Consider the following 18,432-nt stretch of genomic DNA (forward strand, 5'->3'; position numbering starts at 1 on the left):
TCAGGGCGCAATCAGCGTAACGCCTGGAATACGCTGAAGATGGTACATGTCCTGATCATAAATCTCGGTCAAATCCTCCACTAACTCGTCTGTCCAGCCTGCCAGATCCAATTCTTCCTCCAGCGCGTCCTCTAGGGCAAACTTGTCCAAGAAAGCAGCATAAACGCGGCGCTTTTGTATTTCGCTCAGGTCGCCATGCGCGGCCAGATAAGTGCGTAAACGTGTTATGCCTTCGTCGGATAAAATAGTGGCTAACAGGTCGAGCTCACCCTCTAGTCTTTCATGTGGTTCAATCCCGGCCATGTCGCGCAGGATCTGCCCCCAGATCATTGGCATATCTTCATAACACCATACGGTGATTGCAATATCAGGTACCGCTTGCCGCAGCCGCTCCATCATTTCCGACCAACGGAGGTGACGTGGGTTTGTTTGCTTTCGGACATCGCGCACGCGTTGCGGGGACGCCTTCTCCAGCAAAGCGGGCAGAAAACCGGCTGGGTTTCGCAGGCCCATGAAAATCTCGATCTGGTCATAGGGAAAAAGCTGTTGCAAATACTGCATGCGCTGAACGGCCTCTGGGTACAGCAGATCACCCTCAAGAGCGCTGCGTTGAGAGCCAAAGAAATGCGGATTTGACAACACTACACGGTCGGCGTTTTCTTCATCAAGAATAGCATCCCATAACACGTCTCGTGAATTTGAGGCCGGTTCGCCCGCTTTTAGTGCAGCAAAACAGTCCTTTAGAAGGCTGCGATACTTACCAGGGCCCGGCACGGCCACACCGTTTTTGGAAAAATCTTCCTTGTTGCGCAGCAGGCTTTTCAGCAGGCGGTCTTCTTCGGTGGCATGAGCGCCCGTGTGCACGATAACCTGCATCTGACAGTTTGGTCCTTAGTGATATCCTCGACCTGTATCAATTAATGCGGGCGGCTCGTCAGGTCAAATTTCTCGACCGTGAAGGGCGGTTTTGAAAAAAAACGTATCTAGAGTGCCACGACGCGATTTTGTCACTTGCGCCCCCCCAGAAGAGCCGCTAATCCCTCCTCAAGTGCCCCTATAGCTCAGCTGGTAGAGCAACTGATTTGTAATCAGTAGGTCCGCGGTTCGAGTCCGTGTGGGGGCACCATTTCTTATCATAAAACCCTATGTTTCCTTGTTTGTAAGGCGTTCTCGTGTCTATCACGACACACGCGGCGACACACATCGAGGACACAAAATGGCCCTGTGCACCAAAATCAAACACGTGGACCAACGGCCAAATGGTGTTCTGAGGTTTAGAAGACGATTCCCGAAAGACGTTGCCGAATCTCTTGGTGAAACAGCACTGCAAGTTCACATGCGAAATCGAGAGGGCCTCTCATTCCACCACGAGTATCACGTTATCATGCAGGGGTTCGACCGATTGGTCTCAGAGACCCGTCGAAAATTAGATGGCAAGGATACTCGGTTTCCCATTGAGAGGTGGCATGAAGCGTTGCTGAAGCGAGAGGGCTTAACAGCTAAGACCTCTGGCCTAGAGGGTGACCCAGTGTTTGCCGCTAGGGAAATCGATAAGGGCTTCTCTGAGCAGCCCAATACGGACCCCTTGTTGGTGAAGGCGCTGGTGAACCCTGATGCTGAGGCTCCCAAACTGACACTGCAGGACGCCAAGAACATGTATGCTCAGGACAAGTGGATGCCAGATAAAGAGGTCGTTCGTCTTGACCGAATTACTCGTCGCCTTGAAGAAGCCTTGGGGCCGCTCGATAGAATGACCATCGAAGATCTGCGAAGAGATCATGGCAGGCGCTACATGGACCTGATGCTTAGTTCGACCAAGTCGGATGGCCAGCCCTTGTCTGTCGCCACCTGCACAAAGGAAAGCAAGATCGTTGCGGCTATGGTCAACCATGCGATGCGTGAAGGCGACATAGAAGCCAAGAATCCGTTCATCGGTCTGCCTTGGCCCAAGGACACAGGCCCCAAGGTGAACAAAAAACTACCGCTGCCGGACGACCTAATCGAAAGGATTGAAGGGCGGCTCAATGCTGGGCACACAGAAGAGCTTCCGGTAATTTGGCAGTTGCTCAAGGGCACTGGCATGCGCCTTGGTGAAGTCGTGGGTCTTGCTCATGACGATCTAGTGCTCGACGCTGGAACACCTCACATCCTTGTTCGTCCCAACTTCATTCGTGACCTCAAGACTACTTCAAGCAACCGCTCTGTGCCGCTTACAGGACCCTCTCTGGTAGCCGCTCAGAAGGCCATTGAAGGTGGTCAGTCTGGCCAGCCTATCTTCCCTCGTTACGCTCGTGATAGGGGCGCAGATGCGGCCTCTGCCGTATTGATGAAAGCGGTTCGCGCCGAGACCAAAGACAAGCGGTTCACAGTGCACGGCCTGAGACACCGGGTATCGGACAAACTAAGAGACATAGGGGCACCTGTGGAGGTCCGTCATGGCTTTCTAGGGCATTCGTCAACGGCCATTGCTGAGAGCACCTATGGGTCTCCTAAGGCGCGACTGATCGAGTTTGCAAAGTGGGCCGAGAGGGCTGGGCTATAGACCATTTCGTCGCGGTCGTTTGGCTCCGGCGGTAGGTGTGCTGGAGAATTTCTGTCACTGTCTATCCTGTTGGAAAGACACAAGAAATAGAAGCGCCAGTCTTGCATGTATCCCCGAAGGTATCCCTAATTTGACAGCGCAGTAAAGGTGATTACTAGTTACTTACGACATAATCTTGAACCACGACCTGACCGCCAAGTTTAGGCGCTCTTGTTCCAAGTCATCGGTGTCATTGCAGTGTGCTATGGGACCACGAAGCAGGTTCAATTGGTTCGTCACGTTGCTAACCGCCCGCTTAGAAACGAAGATGGCATCGAACACATCCCAATTGTCCGTTATCAATTGCGACAGTTCACCAAAGGTTGTGTAATCAATCATGTCCTCAGAACGAGGGGTAATACCGCTGTCGATTTCCTTTTGACGCCTTTGCTCGGCCTCCTTTCTAATCCGGTTTTCATCGACCCTGACGCTGCCCCACCAATTAGGCCCTTCGATTTCGACCATTGCATCTCGAACCAATCGACGTATTGAGTTCTCCAGACAAAAGAAGACTTCATAAATTTCGGACATTCGAGCCGCTTGCATTCGAAGGTCTGCCTCGAATTGCTGATACTCAGTGACTTTCCGAGAGTTCTCTTTAGTCGCCGACAAACCGAGTTCGTGGCCCGTATCCATTTCGACTTTGCGAAGGTCGCTGACCACCTGCTGACCACTCATGCCAAAAGCCATGATTAAACCATCTGGGCGTCTAGCCATCGTCGGAACTCAGCAGGTTTTGCTTCAAGCTGCGAAAGATAGCGTTGAATACCTCTTGGTCGGTCGTGGCGGGTAGATTGAGATTGATCGTGTAGCCTAGGTTCAAACCTATGCCGCCGTTTTGGTTGTTAGGGGCTGCCTGCTCTTGCACTGGCGCTACGATGGGTTGCTCCGGTGGCCTATACTCCGCTTTATCAACCGATGAACTTGTGTGTGCACCGTTGAAATCCGCATGCTCTTTCAGAGCCTTGATACAGTTGACAACGGACTTGACCGGAGTGCTGTCGTGAGCGTTCCCCGTTTCTTCCATCACCAAATTTGTCAGTTCAGCCTCTGGCAATGTATGCAAGTATTCGTTCCGCATATACAGAGGTTGATATGCGTCTCGAATGGATTCGGCGACGACCGCACCAGAGGAACCTGGATTTCTAAATCGCCGATAGCGATCTGTTGGTGAACCGTCTGCTCCAGTGAAACCAATCTTCTTTAAGTAAGTGGTCATCTGGTCTCCGGAACCGCCGGGCACCTTTAGCACGTTCTTTACAAAGTCTTGGCTTACTTTTGGCGGTATAGCCGCCGTTCGAATGCTCTCGAAAGCCTTTGCTATGTTTCCCGCTGCTGTAACGTATGGAAGTGAGGCCACCTGAAATCCCCTAAGTAAATACACTGTGGATAATGTGCGCATTATGACAGAAGCTACAAGATGTGCCACAGTTGAGTGCTACGCGGAAGGGTTGCAGTTCTTCAAACCTAAAAAACCGCAAAAATCTGTCAACCCGAGATATATAGAAGTGGTGGAGCGTTTCCCCCCGGTGGGGATACCTTCACGACCCGCTTAGATTCACCTGTGGAGTTCCCCTACTAATGCAATTAAACCAATGACTTGATGTTCTATATGGAGGTGGGCATGTTGGCTCTGCACCGGGTTGGTGCCAGCGACATCAATCCCGAAAGGATACCATATGATCATCTTCGATATTCGCTTTGGGCGCTTCTCAATCCTCGTTCAGCGCGAACCCGATTGGCGCTGCTTAAAGGTATCCCGGGAGGGGCCGGGAGAGATTTCTGTCGATCTGCCTTGTGCCCGTGTCCTCCTAACGAACTATCGGCACACTGCCTGTCATTCCCAATAGAGCAAGACCTAGCGGGCAATAAGTGGGGGGTATCTGAAAGCTATCCAATAGAATTGTGTTGATCTTTTGGGGACGAATTTCCCGTAAAGTTTAAACGACCAGTTGGAAGGAACTGCTACAGCCATCGGATACGCCCGCGTTGGGAGGAACCTCCAGGACGCGTTCATGGCCTCCTTGATGCAGTCCAGAAGCGCTTTCGGTTGTTGTTTCTCTTCAATTAGTGTGATTTATCGAAGATGAATTTGGCACGCTGTTTAATTTAATTCTCCGTTCGGCAGGTTTTACAATGAGATGGTTGCTTCGGCAGGGAGTATTCGCGGCGTCGTTTCTTGCTGCAGAGATAATTCGCAGTTTGAGTTGGTCGGAGCATATCCTCGCTTTTGTTAATGCAATTCAACAAGCCTGCGATAATATTTGGCGAAGCCTTTTGGGAATTCTGGGCGTAACGGAATACCCCGACCCCGTGCTACTAACTTTGTTGATCCTACTGTTAGGGCCTTGGTTTGCTTCGGCGCTTCGAGAGCAGCCACTAGACTTTTCACGTGTCAAAAATCAAAAGCTGTTTCATGATAAGCTTATCGTATTCTTGACGCCGCAGCGATCGATACCTGCTGAGCCTCAAACATTTCAATCAATTGCTAGAGATTGGCTGGAATGGGTTGGGTCTATAGTCACGCTTTTCGTGGTGGTTTGGGTTTTTGATATGTGGACTTACGCGACACTGGCAGCAGGACTTGTAGCATTGCTGTTTATTGGTCGGTGTATTGAGAACTCGGCCCATGAAAATACCTCGTCGTCCCGCGATCTGAGTAACAACGAAAAAATAGCCGCTGTAGTTGTATCTATTGCAGCTTCATGGGTCATTTCGCTTCCATTGGTTGCGGCTTGGTTGGTTTTCAATATTTTTATTGGCAAGTTTGATTTTGCCGATTTTGACCCAAACTCATGGACAACATCAGACTACGTCTGGGCCTTTGCCATGGGGGTTGCAATGTTGCTGCTGGTCCATTGCGCGATTTTTGAGAAGCGATTCTTTTGCCGATTTGGTAGTTGGGTGCTAGGGGGGCTAATCCTTGCAAAGCTGGTGGACTACGGGGACCAAATCGTGCAAAAAATCATAATTGGTTGACTGTGTTTTCGGAGCGCGCAAAGGGAACTTTGTTTACCGTTTAAAAGTGCCTTGTCTACATGCTTAGAGCCACGCACTTTTCTTTCCTCGCCGCAGTTCTTCTCGCGATCGCCGATAGTATTTGTTCATAAAGGTATGCCACAGTGAACGCGCTTGAGGTCAGTAGAAAGTGTGTTCATAAGGGTTGACTTTAGCTTGTGAACAATTCAGCTATGTGAACGATACCTTTGTGAACAGGTGACCTATGTCCAAGACCATTCTTTATGTCCGCGTTTCAACAACTGAACAAACCAGTGACCACCAGCTTGAACAGGCCCGAAAGGCTGGCTTTCAGATTGATGACGTTGTGAGCGATCACGGCACCTCTGGCGTCACTACGAAACTAGCAGACAGGGACGGCGGTAAGCGCCTCTTTGATATGTTGCGTGAGGGGGACACTCTGCTGGTCCGCTGGGTAGACCGATTGGGGCGCAACTATCCGGACGTGACCGACACCATTCGGGAGTTCATCCGCGAAGGCGTGACAATCAAGACTGTGATCAATGGCATGGTCTTCGATGGAACGACCGCAGACCCAACACAAAAGGCCATCAGAGACGCGCTGATAGGCTTCATGGCTGCGATGGCCGAAGCACAGGTAGAGGCAAATAAAGAAGCTCAGAGGGCCGGTATAGAGCACCACAAGGCCACTTCTCCGGAGAAGTTCAAGGGACGCAAGCCAACTTTCGATAGAGCTAGTTTTGAGGGGGTGCAAGCTATGCTGAATGCTGGAATAGGTCACTCAGCCATAGCCAAGGCCACAGGAGTCAACCGCAATGCCGTTATCCGGATAGCCCAAGACCCAACCAAGGCAGAAGCTGCGCTGGTGAAATGGGGAATGTAGTGTCTCAATCCACCTACAAGAGCCATAGACGCAGCTGGATTTCGACCTGATGTCCGAGTTGTAAGTTGGTGGCCTACCATCTTGGGGGCAGGTCGTATGACCCACAACCGAACCCCAACGGGCTCAGGTTTGCAGTAATCAAGTTGGAGCGGTTTTAGGCGAATACTTGACCCAAAGCGAACTGTGCACGCCAAATCATAAAACCCACACCATAGCACTAAAGGCGGCTTCGCGCATCACGCCCCAATTACTCCCCATATTCCTGATACTCACAATAACAAGCCGAATAACGTGGGCTTTTGACCCACCCATAGCACTAAAAATCGGCTGCACCACCGCTAGACCATTAAGCCCCAACCTAGCTCTAGTGCGATTGACTTGAGACGTTCCTCCCCCGCCTAAGACCCAGTGATCTGCTCCCCACGAGACAGAAAGTAAAGGCATGCTTCGTTCATCTGCGCGTGAGGGGATGCGATCAATATTTGAGGAATCTGACCCATATTAAAGACCATGTGTTGGTTACTTAAGTTGACGTGTTCCTCGCTGTGAATGCGCGCTCATAGTGAATATCTCGTCCGTGGCAAAGCCATCGGCATTGGGTCTTCTAGCGATAGCGGCATGCTAAGGTGGAGGACTGGCGACCCTTTAGTTTTTAACCAGGCTATCTGGTTCACACAGTCCAGCCCCTTCGAGGTTCACCTCTATTAGATTGTCGGCTGATGCCGCCATGATGATCTTCGCTCCTCCAGTTCAGCCGTTTGGATTCTTTCCTGATTACCGTTCCCGGTTGCCCGTGATGGTTGCCCTTTAAGGTTTCCCTTTCACAAACAACAGGTTTACGGAGGGTCTCCTTGTTGGATGAATTATCGTTTGATTTCAATCTATTACGGCCTCGATATATTTAGTTGAGACAGATGTGCCGTTCGCACCCTTCTTCTGCATCACACAAGCCTGGCCCTCATGGCCCCATGAACTGCCTCATCGCGAGGCCCCAAAACAGAAAGCTTTCACATGCTCTATCCTAGTCGCTCGACACACACCGTTATCATCGACCGCGCATGCGGCACCGGCAAGACCACCGAGATGCTGGCTTCTCTACAGCCCGAAAGGAAATACCTTCTGGTCACGCCATCGCTCACGGAAATTGAACGTTTCGTAGCGGATGCCCCAGATTGGGTTGAAATCGTTTCCCCCAAAGAAGGCAAAGGACCGAAGCTTGTCCAGCTTGAGAGCTTATTGAGAGAAGGCAAATCCGTAGCGATCACGCACACATTGTTCTTCATGATGCTACGTCTGGCCGACTTGACGGCTGATTATGAGATTATCGTGGACGAGGCCCCCAATCCTGTCACTTGCGTTAACACTATTGATGCGGATGCCTTCAATGAGGCGGTTGTGGGCGGTGGATATGCTACCGTTTGCCCTGAGACACGTCAGGTCCAACCCGCGGCGAAATGGATTAAGTGGCAACGAGAGAAATTGGACAGCGATGGTGAACCAACATACTCGAGTAAACTACATCCCGACATTTATAGTCCAGCTATTCAGGGTCAGCTTCACGTTGATGAAAGCGGCATCTTCGCCGTGGCGACTCCGAACCAAGTGTTGCTGTCTGGTCGTTCGTTGACAGTGATGACCTTTCTCAGCGAAGGCACATACATCCGCGCCTATCTCAAAATGCTCGCTCAATCCCAGCCAAAGGCAGCTTTCACAGTGATTGAAGAGACGCCTAGTGACTGGCTTAGGCAAGCAAGAGAGTTGGTAACTGTGGAAGACTTGGTTCTGCCAAAGCACGTCAAACTATCTTTCTCAAAGCAGACACGTCGCTCATTGGAGACCACCTGCAAGTCCATAGGCGGTGCGCTCAAGAACCTCTTGTATCGGCGATGGAAGGGAGTCGAGCGGACAAACATCATTCTAACGTGTGCCCGTGACAAGTGGTTTGAAGACCGTAAAAGCCGTTATGCGGGTCCATGGGCCAAGTATTCTCGGATGTTTGGTAGGGACTATGGCAAAGACGGTGTGCAGTGGCTCCCAAACAAGACACGTGGGACCAATGACTACAAACACGCCAGCCATGCTATCTACCTTTATTCGATGTCACCCAACCCCATGGTGCAGAACTTCCTCGGGGTCTCAGGGCAGAGTTTCTCTGATGAATATGCTTTGGCTGAGATGGTCCAATGGATATGGAGAACTCGCGTCCGTGATGGCTTGGCCATTACTGTAGCCATTCCTGACAAGCGTATGCGTGCTATCCTTGAAGGCTGGCTAAACAGTGCAAATGCAGACATTGATCTTGTAGAGGCGGCCTGAACATCCATTTCTGCCATCGACTAGCAAGTGCAAGGCATCTTTGAGACCGCCTAACACTACCCTATTCCAACCCCAAAGCGCCCCCTGTCGGTTCAACTGATAGGGGGCTTATCGATGGGCACGATCACGACAATAACTTTCTTCATTGCCGAGTTTGTCCAAACTGTGTTCCGTCACTCCCGGCCTAGACTTGCCATTCGTGCCTAACCCGTTGAACAGCAGCTTCCAGCTAAAGCAGACACGAGCATCAGATACTTTCACGAACGTTTTTGAAATGCGCCGGAAACGACCGTTAAGCCTGATGTTATCAACGCCTACGGTTCATAATACTCTTGTATTCTATTGGAGGAGTTGCGCCAAAAATATCGACATAGGCTTCACAGACATTGGTCCATTTGGAGCTTTCATAAAAAGCCAAGATAATGGACTTCAGGCCTTGATAGGTGATTCCGAGTTCCTTTTCGAAATCACCTTCAAATTTGTATTTCTCCATCGTCTCACCTTTTTCCAGACGTTCGTCCCAACGTTCGAATATGTCGTGAGCCGTTTCGAGGTCTTGAGCACGCCAATCCATCGACAGAATTAGAGCTTCGACTGGATGTTTATCATAATCGATAGCTTGGCCAAGAATTGAAACGTGGTAACTAAGTTTTCTTATGCGCTCAATGATTTCCTGATTTGTCATGAGTTTATTCCTTGAATAGAGGCCGTCGAAGTAAGGTTAGAAATTGTGTCCTGGACCAACTTCTGCGATGTCTGCCATTCATCCAAGTTTGGCTCTTGGTGCAGGGATGAATAGTATTCGTTGAGGCTAGCTTGGGCATTGGACAATAACACGCGGGCTGAGCTTCCGACGCCTGATGTAGGTAGAGCGCTCATTGCAGTATCGAACTCTCGTCGAACGGAATCAATTTTGGAGCCGGACTTAAATCCGCGTTCTGTAACCTTGTCGGGTGCCAAATCTCGGATGTGTTCCTGAGCGGACTTCAAGCGCTCTGCCACTGCGGCTAGTTGGACTGTAGCCATTGCTTTTTTTGCATCGTTACTTGATTTGAATGCGTTTCTGGCCTGTCGGATGGCAACCGCCATGCTAGCAAGAGACGCCACTGTGCCAATAACTGTGATCCAGCTAGAAAAATCCATGTTTTCACTAATCCAGCTAGAAAAATCCATGCGTGCTTGTTCTCTTCGAAGTTGTTCGGGCGAGTTTTGGTATGCCAAAGGGTTGCTTTGATGGCAATGGGTATCAACTAGCTTCTTTCTGCTGTCTCGTTTTCGATCAACGCTTGTGGTGCCGAGAACGTCCGAGGCCTCTGATAGTCTCATTGAATTAAGCTGCGGGGCAGCGGCCTTGGTGTCGCGTAGGTCCGGTCTGAGCCAAATGCTCAACTTTGCATCGTTCGCTTACTGCCAATGTTGTTGAAAAACTCGGTGCTTGGGGAGGGCGTAGAGCCGCGAATCTCAACGTGGCCTCTCGGCGTTCTCACGACACACAAAACGTGGCCTCTACGACACACTTTATTTCACAGCCGACAAGGAAACTATAGGGTAACCGGTTGTTTTACCTGATGTTTTTCACAGTAGGTCCGCGGTTCGAGTCCGTGTGGGGGCACCACAAAATCAATGACTTAGCAGATACTTGAATTCGCGTCGGATTATGTTTGTTCTGCAAATGATCCGATATTTAGCGGGACTGTCTGAGTTGTACCACTTTGTTTGCACCGTCAGAACGCGCGCGTGAGTAACGGTCAGTGGTTGAGACTTCTTTATGCTGACCCGCGTCCCGTAGTGAAAAAGGATCTGCGCCAAGGTTTTTCGCTTCTGTCATAGCACCAGCCCGCAAATCCATCATCCAGATGCCCTCGGGTATGCCAGCCTTTTTCCGTAACCGTGCCCTGGCTTGCGACCATCCGCTGACGGTGTAGGGCATGCCACCGCTTTTCTTGGAGAGAATCACCGGGCCGACCGGATTGGCCGACTGGATCTTGAATAGGCGATCTCGGATCTCTGGTATTGCTGTAAGGTCGAACACATAGGGTTCAGGCAAAGATTTCCGGGTCTTGGAAATCAGCTTGGTCATTCTAGTCAGCTCAATATCGAACATGTCCCATGTCAGCCCGTCTTGCCACCGCTTGCCATTGCGGATGATGCCACCTTCTGTTTCGTTGGTGTTCAGCCATTGGCCGCGTACATCCACGGCACGAAGGGCAAACTCGTATTGGATCATGATTCCCAGGGCGTAATGATCCAACCCCTCCTGATCAGCGGCTGCTATCACAGCATAGACCTGGTCCCGTGTTGGGGAAACTTGCCGCGCGGAGCTGTTCTGAAACCGCATTTCCGAAAGAATATCAGCCACTTCAATAGCTGCTCTAATTTTTAGCACCTTCCCGTATCGCGAAACACGACGCAGAGTGTTGAAGAACCGGTGGATGTAAGAAATGGACCGGCCTTTGTCTATCATGGCCTTCTGGATCGTTTTGATGACTTCATAGGTCATACCTGAGATCTTTGTGCGGCCAATCACCTCTTCCAGCTTTGCCAGTTGCTGGATGTATCCGGCTCGGGTATTTCCTTTTACTTCCTGAAATGGCGAGAATTCGTCCGTCTGGTAGCGAGCAATCAGATACTTCCAGGTCTCGGGATCTAACCGTGGCTTATCCTGATCTTCGAACCACCTGACCGATTCCTGCGTCAGTTCCCGGCATCGCAGGGCACGGGCTTTCTGGAATTCGTCTTTCTCATGGCCTGCGGGCTCGATCTTTACTTTGGTGATGGCAAATCCGGCCTTCACGTATTTGGGTTGGCACTTCCAGTGCGCATACCTGCGCTCTGGGTTCTTACCGCTCCAACTGATGCCTGGGGCATAGAGCGGGTCTGAACCGTCCCATAATGCATCTTTAAATCGCATCTAGGTTCACCTCTTTTGTGGTTTCAGCAGCGCCGATGTGCAGAATTTGGTCTGCCACCTGGCGCCGACGGTTTATCCAAGCATCAATGTCGGCTTTGACATAGAGATTTGTGATCCGGTCGACCTTGGGAAAGCCGTTGGTTTCGAGGGTTTCACGCTTCTGCTTGAACCTGCTGAGCGGCCAGCCAATGCGGGCTGCGGCCCATTTGACGGATCCATTCAGGCTGATTCGCTCATGGTGTGGTCTTCGGCCATCTATTTGTTCTCCCAATTGGTTTTAGGTGGAGAGTTCGTAGAAGCGCTCAAGGAATCGCCGCTTGGCTTCCTCTGGCTGCCAGAATTCAAGAGTGATGTCGGTGGCGTTTAATTCTGCGACTATCGGCCAAACGTCCTGATTGCCCGTCGCTTTTACTTGCTCGGCGCGTAACATTTTGAGGTCCGTTAGTTTGACCTGCGGTGAAAGTGGCGGGGTGATACCGAACCGGGCAAGAACGACGGCTTCAGCTCGATCTTCAATAATCTTGTAGTCAGGTAATAGAGTTTTGAGAGGCTTGGAGATATCACCCACGAAAGCCTCTGGGGCGTCGTGCATGAGCGCTTCCATTTCGAACCCTGCCGGGACGTTGTGGCTGGCATGAACGGAATGCTCTGCTACTGAGTAGAACCGCTTGCACTGGCCAGTAAATCGGCAAATTTGTGATAGCCCGTGGGCTACATCGTCAATGGTGAAGTTGCTGCTTTCAGGATCTTCAAAATCGAAATATGAGCCGCTGTGCAAAGCGATTGTTGGCCCAACAATATGTTTCACTTTTTCATTCATGAGGTGCTCCAGAAAAGGGGGATTTGTTGGACTTTGGCTTCCGTCGCTGGCCCCTCGATCGTGAAGGGCCAGAAAGAGAAATCAGAAAGTTATGTTCGACCGTAGAAAACCGGACGCCCAGTATTGTCGGCGGTCAGTGTTGCCATTTCTTTGAACGTGGCCTGGCGCATGTATTCGACCCGATGCCAGCGGAACCCAAACTGCAAGCCGCCAGCAGTCGGACGGAACCGAAACTTTGCACGGACCTCGACTGGCTCTTCGCCGTTGTAGAGGGGGATCAAAAGACGGATTTCGGTAGGCACCGTCATATCGCCTTTGACCTTAGTATCATCTTCATAGACGAAAGTTCGGTCGCCGTTCTCAAGGCGAATGCCGCTCTTGAAGCTTACATCCTGAGTGGCTTCCAGATCGCGGCAAATTTCCAACATGGTTGTGTGATCTGGATCGCAAATATCTGCAACGTTCTCTTCGATAAAGAGGGCGAATTCCTCCTGGCTGTGCATATCCCCTTCCATTTTGTTCCAACGCGAATATTCCTCGCTGTCCCGAAGCTGCAGCGTTGCTGTGTGGCTTGCGTGTTGGCGGGAAAGCTCGTTGGTGTTGTCTTTGTGCCAGTCCAACCGGGCAGAGATTTTGCCGTCGTCATAATCCGCAACGAGAACTGAGCGATCATCGCTAAACCGATGGACGTAATTGGTCAGTGAATTCCGATCGTCAACTATAACCAGTTGTTGGATATGATCCGGCAGGCGGTCAGGGTCTGTAATTTCCTTTAGGGTACCTTCGAGGATCTTTTTACCGATCTGTGCTTTTTGCCGAGTGCCTCAACACTACATATCCTGTGGTGGGGTACATGAGAATTGCTTTAGATCTACCGCATCTCAAACCCGCGACAGTAGCCGCAAATGCCAAATATCGCAGGCGAGTCCCTAAAGACCCTAGAGGGATATTTGGGGAAATGTTGTGGAGTGGGCTCTTCGAACGAAAGACCCCGCTGAGATCCATGAGGCGTGGAAAGTAGTTCGCGCCAAATAAGATGCAATGGCTGGTAGAGGTTCAAAAAAATTCCACCGAGCAAATCAAACGGGAGATTGCGCAAAAGGCGGCAATTGAGCATGGCCTTGCGGCCCCGCGACAAAACGCATTCGCCCCTGGAGCAGAGTAGATCCTAGATCCAGGTTGGCATTCGCCGCGTCGCGGATTGACGGCGGTTATGCGCACATAGCGACATTTTCGCGCCTTCGACGATAGGGCAGAATGTCCGTATTGACGAGCTGGAATGATAGAAAACGCAGGCACGCAAAACGCGAGAAATTTCCGGGCCGGATCACTTCTCCCAGTTATATTCCCGCGCGTGTTTTACCAGTGCTTGCACGGCAGGTTGGTCTTCACGGCCGCTGGGAATTGTGAGAAAAACGGATCTGTGCAATTCGACATCCTGAAACTTGACCGTTACGAGCCCCGATGCTTTGGCCGAGCTCGTTGGCATAATTGATACGCCGTGGTTTTGCATAAGAAGCGATTTAATCCAATCTTCCCGCTCGCTGCTGGTGACAACATTTAGCTCTACGTCATGCGCGTCGGTCATCCCAACCACCATTTCCCGGAACTCGCAGCGCAGACGATCAAGATACGGATAGTCTGTCAACTTTTTCAGTGGGATGGAGCTTCGTGAAGCCAATCGAAAATTGACCCCGCAAGCAATAATCATTTCCTCCTGAAACAGCTCATGCACGCGTAAACGCGGCACCGCTTCAACTGGGCTGCCAAGTATTGCTATGTCTATTTTTCCATCCAGCAAAACATCCTGAATAGATTCAGCTGTCGCATCCAGAAGTTCGACAGCCAGGCCCGGAAATTTTTGCTGGAACTCAGCCAGGCATTCGCTGACTTTGCCTGGGTCAATTGTGCACATGACCGCGATACGAATACAGGCCGTTTCGGTCTTGGTTAACCGTGATGCAAGCTGTTCAGCACGCAGAGAGGCGTCTTCTACTTGCTGCAGGGAGGCCCGCATGCGTTCGCCAAGATGAGTCAAATGTGAAAGGCGGCCCTCACGCCGGATCAGAGATCCGCCAAATTCGGCTTCAAGCTGTTTGATGGCCTTGCTCAGAGCAGGCTGAGAGACTTTCAATTCTCTAGCAGCCTGAGAGAAATTAAGTGTCCGGGCTAAGACGAGAAAATATCGGATACGGCGTAAGTCCATGTCTCTCAATAACCCATGAATATGTGGCTGTTGGTTATATAATCCATAACACAGACGTGCTGAAGAAAACACTAGTCTTCTATGAGGCAACAAGGAGACTACCCAATGAACTTACGTCATATTGCAGGCATTGCGGCAATTGCAGGAGTCGCTCTGACCGGTGCGGTTGTGGCTCAATCCAACTCGGGCAAAGTTGCCGAAGCATCTTTTGCAGATGATGGGGCAGTGATGGCTCCGACTGACTACCGCCGTTGGGTTTTTATCGGTGCACCACTGACACCAAATGCTTTGAATGATGGTCAGGCGTCATTTCCTGAATTCCACAATGTATACGTGGAACCGTCGGCTTTTGACCATTTCGCCGAGACAGGTGAATGGGCAGATGGGACACAGATTGCCAAAGAACTGGTTATGCTCCGCGAAGGGAGTGACTGCACAGAGGCAGATGGGGCGTGTTTCGAAGTCTCCGGAAACGGGTATTTCCAGGGGGAGTTCGTTGGATTGGAACTGACGATCAAGGACACCGGGCGTTTCAGTGATGAGCCAGGCGGTTGGGTCTATTACAGTTTTGGGCACAGCGGCGAACCCTATGCTGAAACAGCACAAGCGTTCCCGGCGGAATCCTGCAATTCATGTCATGAATCCAATGCGGATACAGATTTTGTTTTCACGCAGTTCTATCCAGTACTGCGTGCGGTCCAGGGAAACTGATCGATGAAAATTGCAGCGGGCTGCCTCGCTCTGATCGGTTTGATTGGAGTATCTCCCGGGTTGGCACAGGATTTTTCTGTGCCAACTTATGGCGTTGTTGGGCCAAACGGCAGCATACATATGCCCGATAGGAATTTCCGATCCAGCTGGCCCTCGCTAGGGGCCTGGACCATTCTGGACGATGGTGAAGCTGCTGGACAGCATGTGGTCTATACTCAGCCGGGGGTTATTGAACATTATTTGGAACACGGTGCGTTCCCTGACGGCGCTGTTCTGGTGAAGGAACTTCTGGAAACCGAAACCGGCAATTACACAACCGGTACCGCAGCCTACGCGGCAGAGACAACCGGTTGGTTCGTGATGGTGAAGGACAACCATGACCGGTTTGAGGGCAATGATCTGTGGGGGACCGGTTGGGGTTGGGCCTATTTCGGGGCAGATGACCGTGATTTGACGACCACGGAAAATTACCGTTCCGAGTGTAAATCCTGTCATATACCAGCCCGGAAAACCGACTGGATTTACGTTGAAGCCTATCCGGTGTTGAACGCTGAATAGGGCAGGCAAAGCGAACATCCATTCGCATTAGCGCCTGCCTTTTCTTGCCTTCGCCCAAAAGGAAATGGGCGCGGATCGGTCCCCACCGGTTCGCGCATTTAAGTTGCGGCAAGTTCACAACTGCCTTGCAATCCATTTCCAAAATCGGGCCTGGCGAATGCCAAGCGCGTCCGACCTGACCTGTGGAACAAAGAAATGGACCATTTGAATGACCAACGGTGCGCACGGGGTCTGGCGGATGAATTCGGCGCCCTGACCTATATCTACGAGGTGCATGCGGTGGGACTGTATGGTCCGCGCGGCGGCGGCGTGACCGAACGTGACCGTCTGGCGCATCGGGTTGATATTATCACCGGCACACTGGCCAAAGCCTATGGTGTGATGGGCGGCTATATCGCCGATTCCGCCAAAATATGCGATGCTGTCCGGTCTTATGCGCCGGGCTTTGTTTTCACCACAACCCTGGCTCCTGCGGTGGCTGCAGAAGCTGCGGCATCCGTGACCTTTCTGAAAGATGCGCAGGATTTGAGCATGACACACCAGAAACAGGCCGAGATCCTGAAAGGGCGGCTTAAGGGTCTGGGATTGCCGGTCATCGACCATGGCAGCCACATCGTGCCGGTGCTCGTCGGCAACCCGGTTCCTACCAAAACTCTGTCGGATCACTTGCTGCGGGATTACGGCATCTATGTACAACCAATCAACTATCCAACCGTCCCGCGCAGAACAGAGCGGCTCCGGATCACCCCGTCGCCAATACATAGAGCACAGGAAATTGATCGTCTCGTGTGTGCAATGGATGCACTTTGGTCCCATTGTGAGTTGAACCGCGTCGCGATGGCTGGATGAGACAAGACCTCCCAAATCCCGTGAAGGAACAAGAAAATATGTCTGAGATATCAAACGTGGTTTTGAGTTTGCTGGAACTGCTGTCCTATGCTTTTATCTTCGCCGTCGGTGCGGGTGTCTTGTGGATCGTGGTGCTATACATCCGCGATAAGACACAAACAGAAAGCACGTTGCGCCGGAATTACCCGGTGGTCGCCCGCTTCCGGTATTTCTTTGAGCATATGGGGGAATTCTTCCGGCAGTACTTCTTTGCGCAAGACCGTGAAGAAATGCCGTTCAACAGGGCGGAGCGTTCGTGGGTTTACCGTGCTGCCAAAAACGTGGATTCCACGGTGGCCTTTGGGTCCACACGTGATTTGCGACCGACTGGTACCGTGTATTTTGTAAATTGCCCGTTTCCAACATTGGAACAGGATGCCAAAGAGCCGTCCGAAACCATGGTCGGACCCTATGCACGGCAGCCCTACACGACGGACTCCATTTTCAACATCTCAGGCATGAGCTATGGTGCAATTTCAGTTCCGGCCGTCCGGGCGCTGGCTGCAGGGGCCAAGAAGGCCGGTATCTGGATCAATACAGGTGAAGGCGGGTTGTCCCCCTATCACCTGGAAAGCGGCGCCGACATTGTTTTCCAGATTGGCACCGGCAAGTTTGGTGTGCGCAAGCCCAAAGGCGGCTTCGATGAAGACAAGCTGCGCGCAGTTGCTGCTCATGATGCTGTAAGGATGTTTGAAATCAAACTCAGCCAGGGGGCCAAACCCGGCAAAGGCGGCATTTTACCCGGCGCCAAGGTCACCAAGGACATCGCAACAATCCGCGGACTGGACGTTGGCAAAGACGCAATCAGCCCCAACCGCCACCCCGAGATTAACAGCGTTGATGATCTGCTGGACATGATCAGCTATGTGCGGAACGTCACTGGAAAACCGGTTGGTTTTAAGGCGGTGATCGGTGCCTACGGGTTCTTCGACAGTCTGTGCAAAGAGATCATGCTTCGCGGGCCCAAAAGCGCTCCGGACTTTGTGACCATCGACAGCGCAGACGGCGGCACCGGGGCCGCCCCGATGAGCCTGATTGATAATATGGGCATGCCGTTGCGCGAAAGCCTGCCTTTGGCGGTTGATATTCTCACGAAATATGGCCTGCGGGACCGGGTAAAAATCTGCGCCAGCGGCAAACTGATCAATCCGTCCGAAGTGGCCTGGGCCTTTTGCGCAGGCGCCGATTTTGTGAAATCAGCACGGGGATTCATGTTTGCTCTGGGCTGCATTCAGGCGCTGCAGTGCAACAAAAACACCTGCCCAACCGGGATCACGACCCACAACTCCAAGTTGCAGTTTGGCCTTGATCCGACCAGCAAATCAGAGCGTGTTGCGAATTATGCCAAGAATATGAAAAAAGAGATCAGCGTCATTGCCCATAGTTGCGGCGTCGCAGAGCCCCGGTTGCTGAAACGGTATCACGCGCGCATTGTGTTGGATAATGGGCGCTCGGTTTCAATGGATGAGCTGTTTCAAGAACCGGAACGGGTGCAGGCTGCGGAATAAGTCACGCCTGCACAATTACGAAACACAGCTGCCAATATTTTTTACCGGCCAACCTTATGCCCTTTGCCCGC

Annotated in this window: 17 protein-coding genes, 1 tRNA gene and 1 pseudogene; 9 read left to right on the forward strand and 10 right to left on the reverse strand. The window is 51.5% G+C overall.

The window, feature by feature from the left end:
• Positions 1–876 (reverse strand): hypothetical protein, encoded by an 876-nt coding sequence (locus EBB79_RS07080; protein ID WP_127748250.1) that lies wholly within the window; start codon positions 874–876, stop codon positions 1–3.
• A gap of 174 nt (positions 877–1,050) precedes the next feature.
• On the opposite strand from EBB79_RS07080, the gene EBB79_RS07085 reads away from it, so the two are divergent.
• Both EBB79_RS07085 and EBB79_RS07090 read left to right on the forward strand, forming a co-directional pair.
• A tRNA-Thr gene (locus tag EBB79_RS07085) sits at positions 1,051–1,126 on the forward strand.
• Between the two features lie 90 nt (positions 1,127–1,216).
• On the forward strand, positions 1,217–2,542 hold the full coding sequence (locus tag EBB79_RS07090) for a tyrosine-type recombinase/integrase (RefSeq protein ID WP_127748251.1): 1,326 nt from the start codon (positions 1,217–1,219) through the stop codon (positions 2,540–2,542).
• A 162-nt stretch (positions 2,543–2,704) separates the two neighbouring features.
• Here the strand turns inward: EBB79_RS07090 and EBB79_RS07095 are convergent, their stop codons facing one another.
• Both EBB79_RS07095 and EBB79_RS07100 read right to left on the reverse strand, forming a co-directional pair.
• The gene (locus EBB79_RS07095; protein ID WP_127748252.1) at positions 2,705–3,271 is read right to left on the reverse strand and encodes a Swt1 family HEPN domain-containing protein; all 567 of its coding nucleotides are present in this window, start codon (positions 3,269–3,271) and stop codon (positions 2,705–2,707) included.
• A 19-nt stretch (positions 3,272–3,290) separates the two neighbouring features.
• Positions 3,291–3,983, reverse strand: a complete 693-nt coding sequence (locus tag EBB79_RS07100; RefSeq protein WP_238705069.1) for a DUF5343 domain-containing protein — start codon at positions 3,981–3,983, stop codon at positions 3,291–3,293.
• Between the two features lie 734 nt (positions 3,984–4,717).
• On the opposite strand from EBB79_RS07100, the gene EBB79_RS07105 reads away from it, so the two are divergent.
• The 3 genes from EBB79_RS07105 (at position 4,718) to EBB79_RS07115 (ending at position 8,759) form a co-directional block, all read left to right on the forward strand.
• The gene (locus EBB79_RS07105) at positions 4,718–5,560 is read left to right on the forward strand and encodes a hypothetical protein (protein ID WP_127748254.1); all 843 of its coding nucleotides are present in this window, start codon (positions 4,718–4,720) and stop codon (positions 5,558–5,560) included.
• A 244-nt stretch (positions 5,561–5,804) separates the two neighbouring features.
• Entirely contained in the window at positions 5,805–6,443 is a 639-nt protein-coding gene (locus EBB79_RS07110) for a recombinase family protein (RefSeq protein ID WP_127748255.1), read from the forward strand.
• A gap of 1,011 nt (positions 6,444–7,454) precedes the next feature.
• Positions 7,455–8,759, forward strand: a complete 1,305-nt coding sequence (locus EBB79_RS07115; RefSeq protein WP_127748256.1) for a DEAD/DEAH box helicase family protein — start codon at positions 7,455–7,457, stop codon at positions 8,757–8,759.
• Positions 8,760–9,066: 307 nt separating this feature from the next.
• On the opposite strand, the gene EBB79_RS07120 is transcribed toward EBB79_RS07115, so the two are convergent.
• The 7 genes from EBB79_RS07120 to EBB79_RS07150 all read right to left on the reverse strand — a co-directional run bounded on the left by EBB79_RS07120 (position 9,067) and on the right by EBB79_RS07150 (position 14,696).
• Positions 9,067–9,444: a DUF1878 family protein gene (locus EBB79_RS07120; RefSeq protein WP_127748257.1), complete on the reverse strand. Its 378-nt coding sequence runs from the start codon at positions 9,442–9,444 to the stop codon at positions 9,067–9,069.
• The gene (locus tag EBB79_RS07125; protein ID WP_127748258.1) at positions 9,441–9,932 is read right to left on the reverse strand and encodes a hypothetical protein; all 492 of its coding nucleotides are present in this window, start codon (positions 9,930–9,932) and stop codon (positions 9,441–9,443) included. Before EBB79_RS07125 ends, EBB79_RS07120 begins: the two co-directional genes overlap by 4 nt.
• 511 nt (positions 9,933–10,443) lie before the next feature.
• A complete protein-coding gene (locus tag EBB79_RS07130) occupies positions 10,444–11,553 on the reverse strand; it encodes a recombinase (RefSeq protein WP_420850385.1) in 1,110 nt (369 codons plus the stop codon).
• Positions 11,554–11,659: 106 nt separating this feature from the next.
• Positions 11,660–11,941 carry a hypothetical protein gene (locus EBB79_RS07135; protein ID WP_238705018.1) on the reverse strand — a complete coding sequence of 94 codons (282 nt, stop codon included), beginning with the start codon at positions 11,939–11,941 and terminating at the stop codon, positions 11,660–11,662.
• Positions 11,942–11,947: 6 nt separating this feature from the next.
• Entirely contained in the window at positions 11,948–12,490 is a 543-nt protein-coding gene (locus EBB79_RS07140) for a hypothetical protein (RefSeq protein WP_127748260.1), read from the reverse strand.
• Positions 12,491–12,579: 89 nt separating this feature from the next.
• Positions 12,580–13,293 carry a DUF2303 family protein gene (locus EBB79_RS07145; RefSeq protein WP_127748261.1) on the reverse strand — a complete coding sequence of 238 codons (714 nt, stop codon included), beginning with the start codon at positions 13,291–13,293 and terminating at the stop codon, positions 12,580–12,582.
• Positions 13,294–13,817: 524 nt separating this feature from the next.
• Positions 13,818–14,696, reverse strand: coding sequence for a LysR family transcriptional regulator (locus EBB79_RS07150; protein WP_127748262.1), 879 nt, complete (start codon positions 14,694–14,696; stop codon positions 13,818–13,820).
• A 105-nt stretch (positions 14,697–14,801) separates the two neighbouring features.
• On the opposite strand from EBB79_RS07150, the gene EBB79_RS07155 reads away from it, so the two are divergent.
• The 4 genes and pseudogenes from EBB79_RS07155 to EBB79_RS07170 all read left to right on the forward strand — a co-directional run bounded on the left by EBB79_RS07155 (position 14,802) and on the right by EBB79_RS07170 (position 18,361).
• Entirely contained in the window at positions 14,802–15,407 is a 606-nt protein-coding gene (locus tag EBB79_RS07155; RefSeq protein WP_127748263.1) for a cytochrome P460 family protein, read from the forward strand.
• Positions 15,408–15,410: 3 nt separating this feature from the next.
• Entirely contained in the window at positions 15,411–15,965 is a 555-nt protein-coding gene (locus EBB79_RS07160; protein WP_238705019.1) for a cytochrome P460 family protein, read from the forward strand.
• Between the two features lie 231 nt (positions 15,966–16,196).
• Positions 16,197–16,814 (forward strand): annotated as a pseudogene (locus EBB79_RS07165) (aminotransferase class I/II-fold pyridoxal phosphate-dependent enzyme); the annotation flags it as partial.
• 38 nt (positions 16,815–16,852) lie between these two features.
• The gene (locus EBB79_RS07170; RefSeq protein ID WP_127748264.1) at positions 16,853–18,361 is read left to right on the forward strand and encodes an FMN-binding glutamate synthase family protein; all 1,509 of its coding nucleotides are present in this window, start codon (positions 16,853–16,855) and stop codon (positions 18,359–18,361) included.
• Positions 18,362–18,432: the final 71 nt, after the last annotated feature.

The sequence above is a fragment of the Parasedimentitalea marina genome, from assembly GCF_004006175.1.
Taxonomy (GTDB): domain Bacteria; phylum Pseudomonadota; class Alphaproteobacteria; order Rhodobacterales; family Rhodobacteraceae; genus Parasedimentitalea; species Parasedimentitalea marina.

Bases quoted from the DNA above. Each gene is read 5' to 3' on its own strand.
- EBB79_RS07105 (WP_127748254.1), top strand. From the start codon at position 4,718: ATGAGATGGTTGCTTCGGCAGGGAGTATTCGCGGCGTCGTTTCTTGCT.
- EBB79_RS07080 (WP_127748250.1), bottom strand. From the start codon at position 876: ATGCAGGTTATCGTGCACACGGGCGCTCATGCCACCGAAGAAGACCGC.
- EBB79_RS07120 (WP_127748257.1), bottom strand. From the start codon at position 9,444: ATGACAAATCAGGAAATCATTGAGCGCATAAGAAAACTTAGTTACCAC.
- EBB79_RS07140 (WP_127748260.1), bottom strand. From the start codon at position 12,490: ATGAATGAAAAAGTGAAACATATTGTTGGGCCAACAATCGCTTTGCAC.
- EBB79_RS07115 (WP_127748256.1), top strand. From the start codon at position 7,455: ATGCTCTATCCTAGTCGCTCGACACACACCGTTATCATCGACCGCGCA.
- EBB79_RS07155 (WP_127748263.1), top strand. From the start codon at position 14,802: ATGAACTTACGTCATATTGCAGGCATTGCGGCAATTGCAGGAGTCGCT.
- EBB79_RS07125 (WP_127748258.1), bottom strand. From the start codon at position 9,932: ATGGATTTTTCTAGCTGGATTAGTGAAAACATGGATTTTTCTAGCTGG.
- EBB79_RS07100 (WP_238705069.1), bottom strand. From the start codon at position 3,983: ATGCGCACATTATCCACAGTGTATTTACTTAGGGGATTTCAGGTGGCC.
- EBB79_RS07090 (WP_127748251.1), top strand. From the start codon at position 1,217: ATGGCCCTGTGCACCAAAATCAAACACGTGGACCAACGGCCAAATGGT.
- EBB79_RS07110 (WP_127748255.1), top strand. From the start codon at position 5,805: ATGTCCAAGACCATTCTTTATGTCCGCGTTTCAACAACTGAACAAACC.
- EBB79_RS07095 (WP_127748252.1), bottom strand. From the start codon at position 3,271: ATGGCTTTTGGCATGAGTGGTCAGCAGGTGGTCAGCGACCTTCGCAAA.
- EBB79_RS07170 (WP_127748264.1), top strand. From the start codon at position 16,853: ATGTCTGAGATATCAAACGTGGTTTTGAGTTTGCTGGAACTGCTGTCC.
- EBB79_RS07150 (WP_127748262.1), bottom strand. From the start codon at position 14,696: ATGGACTTACGCCGTATCCGATATTTTCTCGTCTTAGCCCGGACACTT.
- EBB79_RS07160 (WP_238705019.1), top strand. From the start codon at position 15,411: ATGAAAATTGCAGCGGGCTGCCTCGCTCTGATCGGTTTGATTGGAGTA.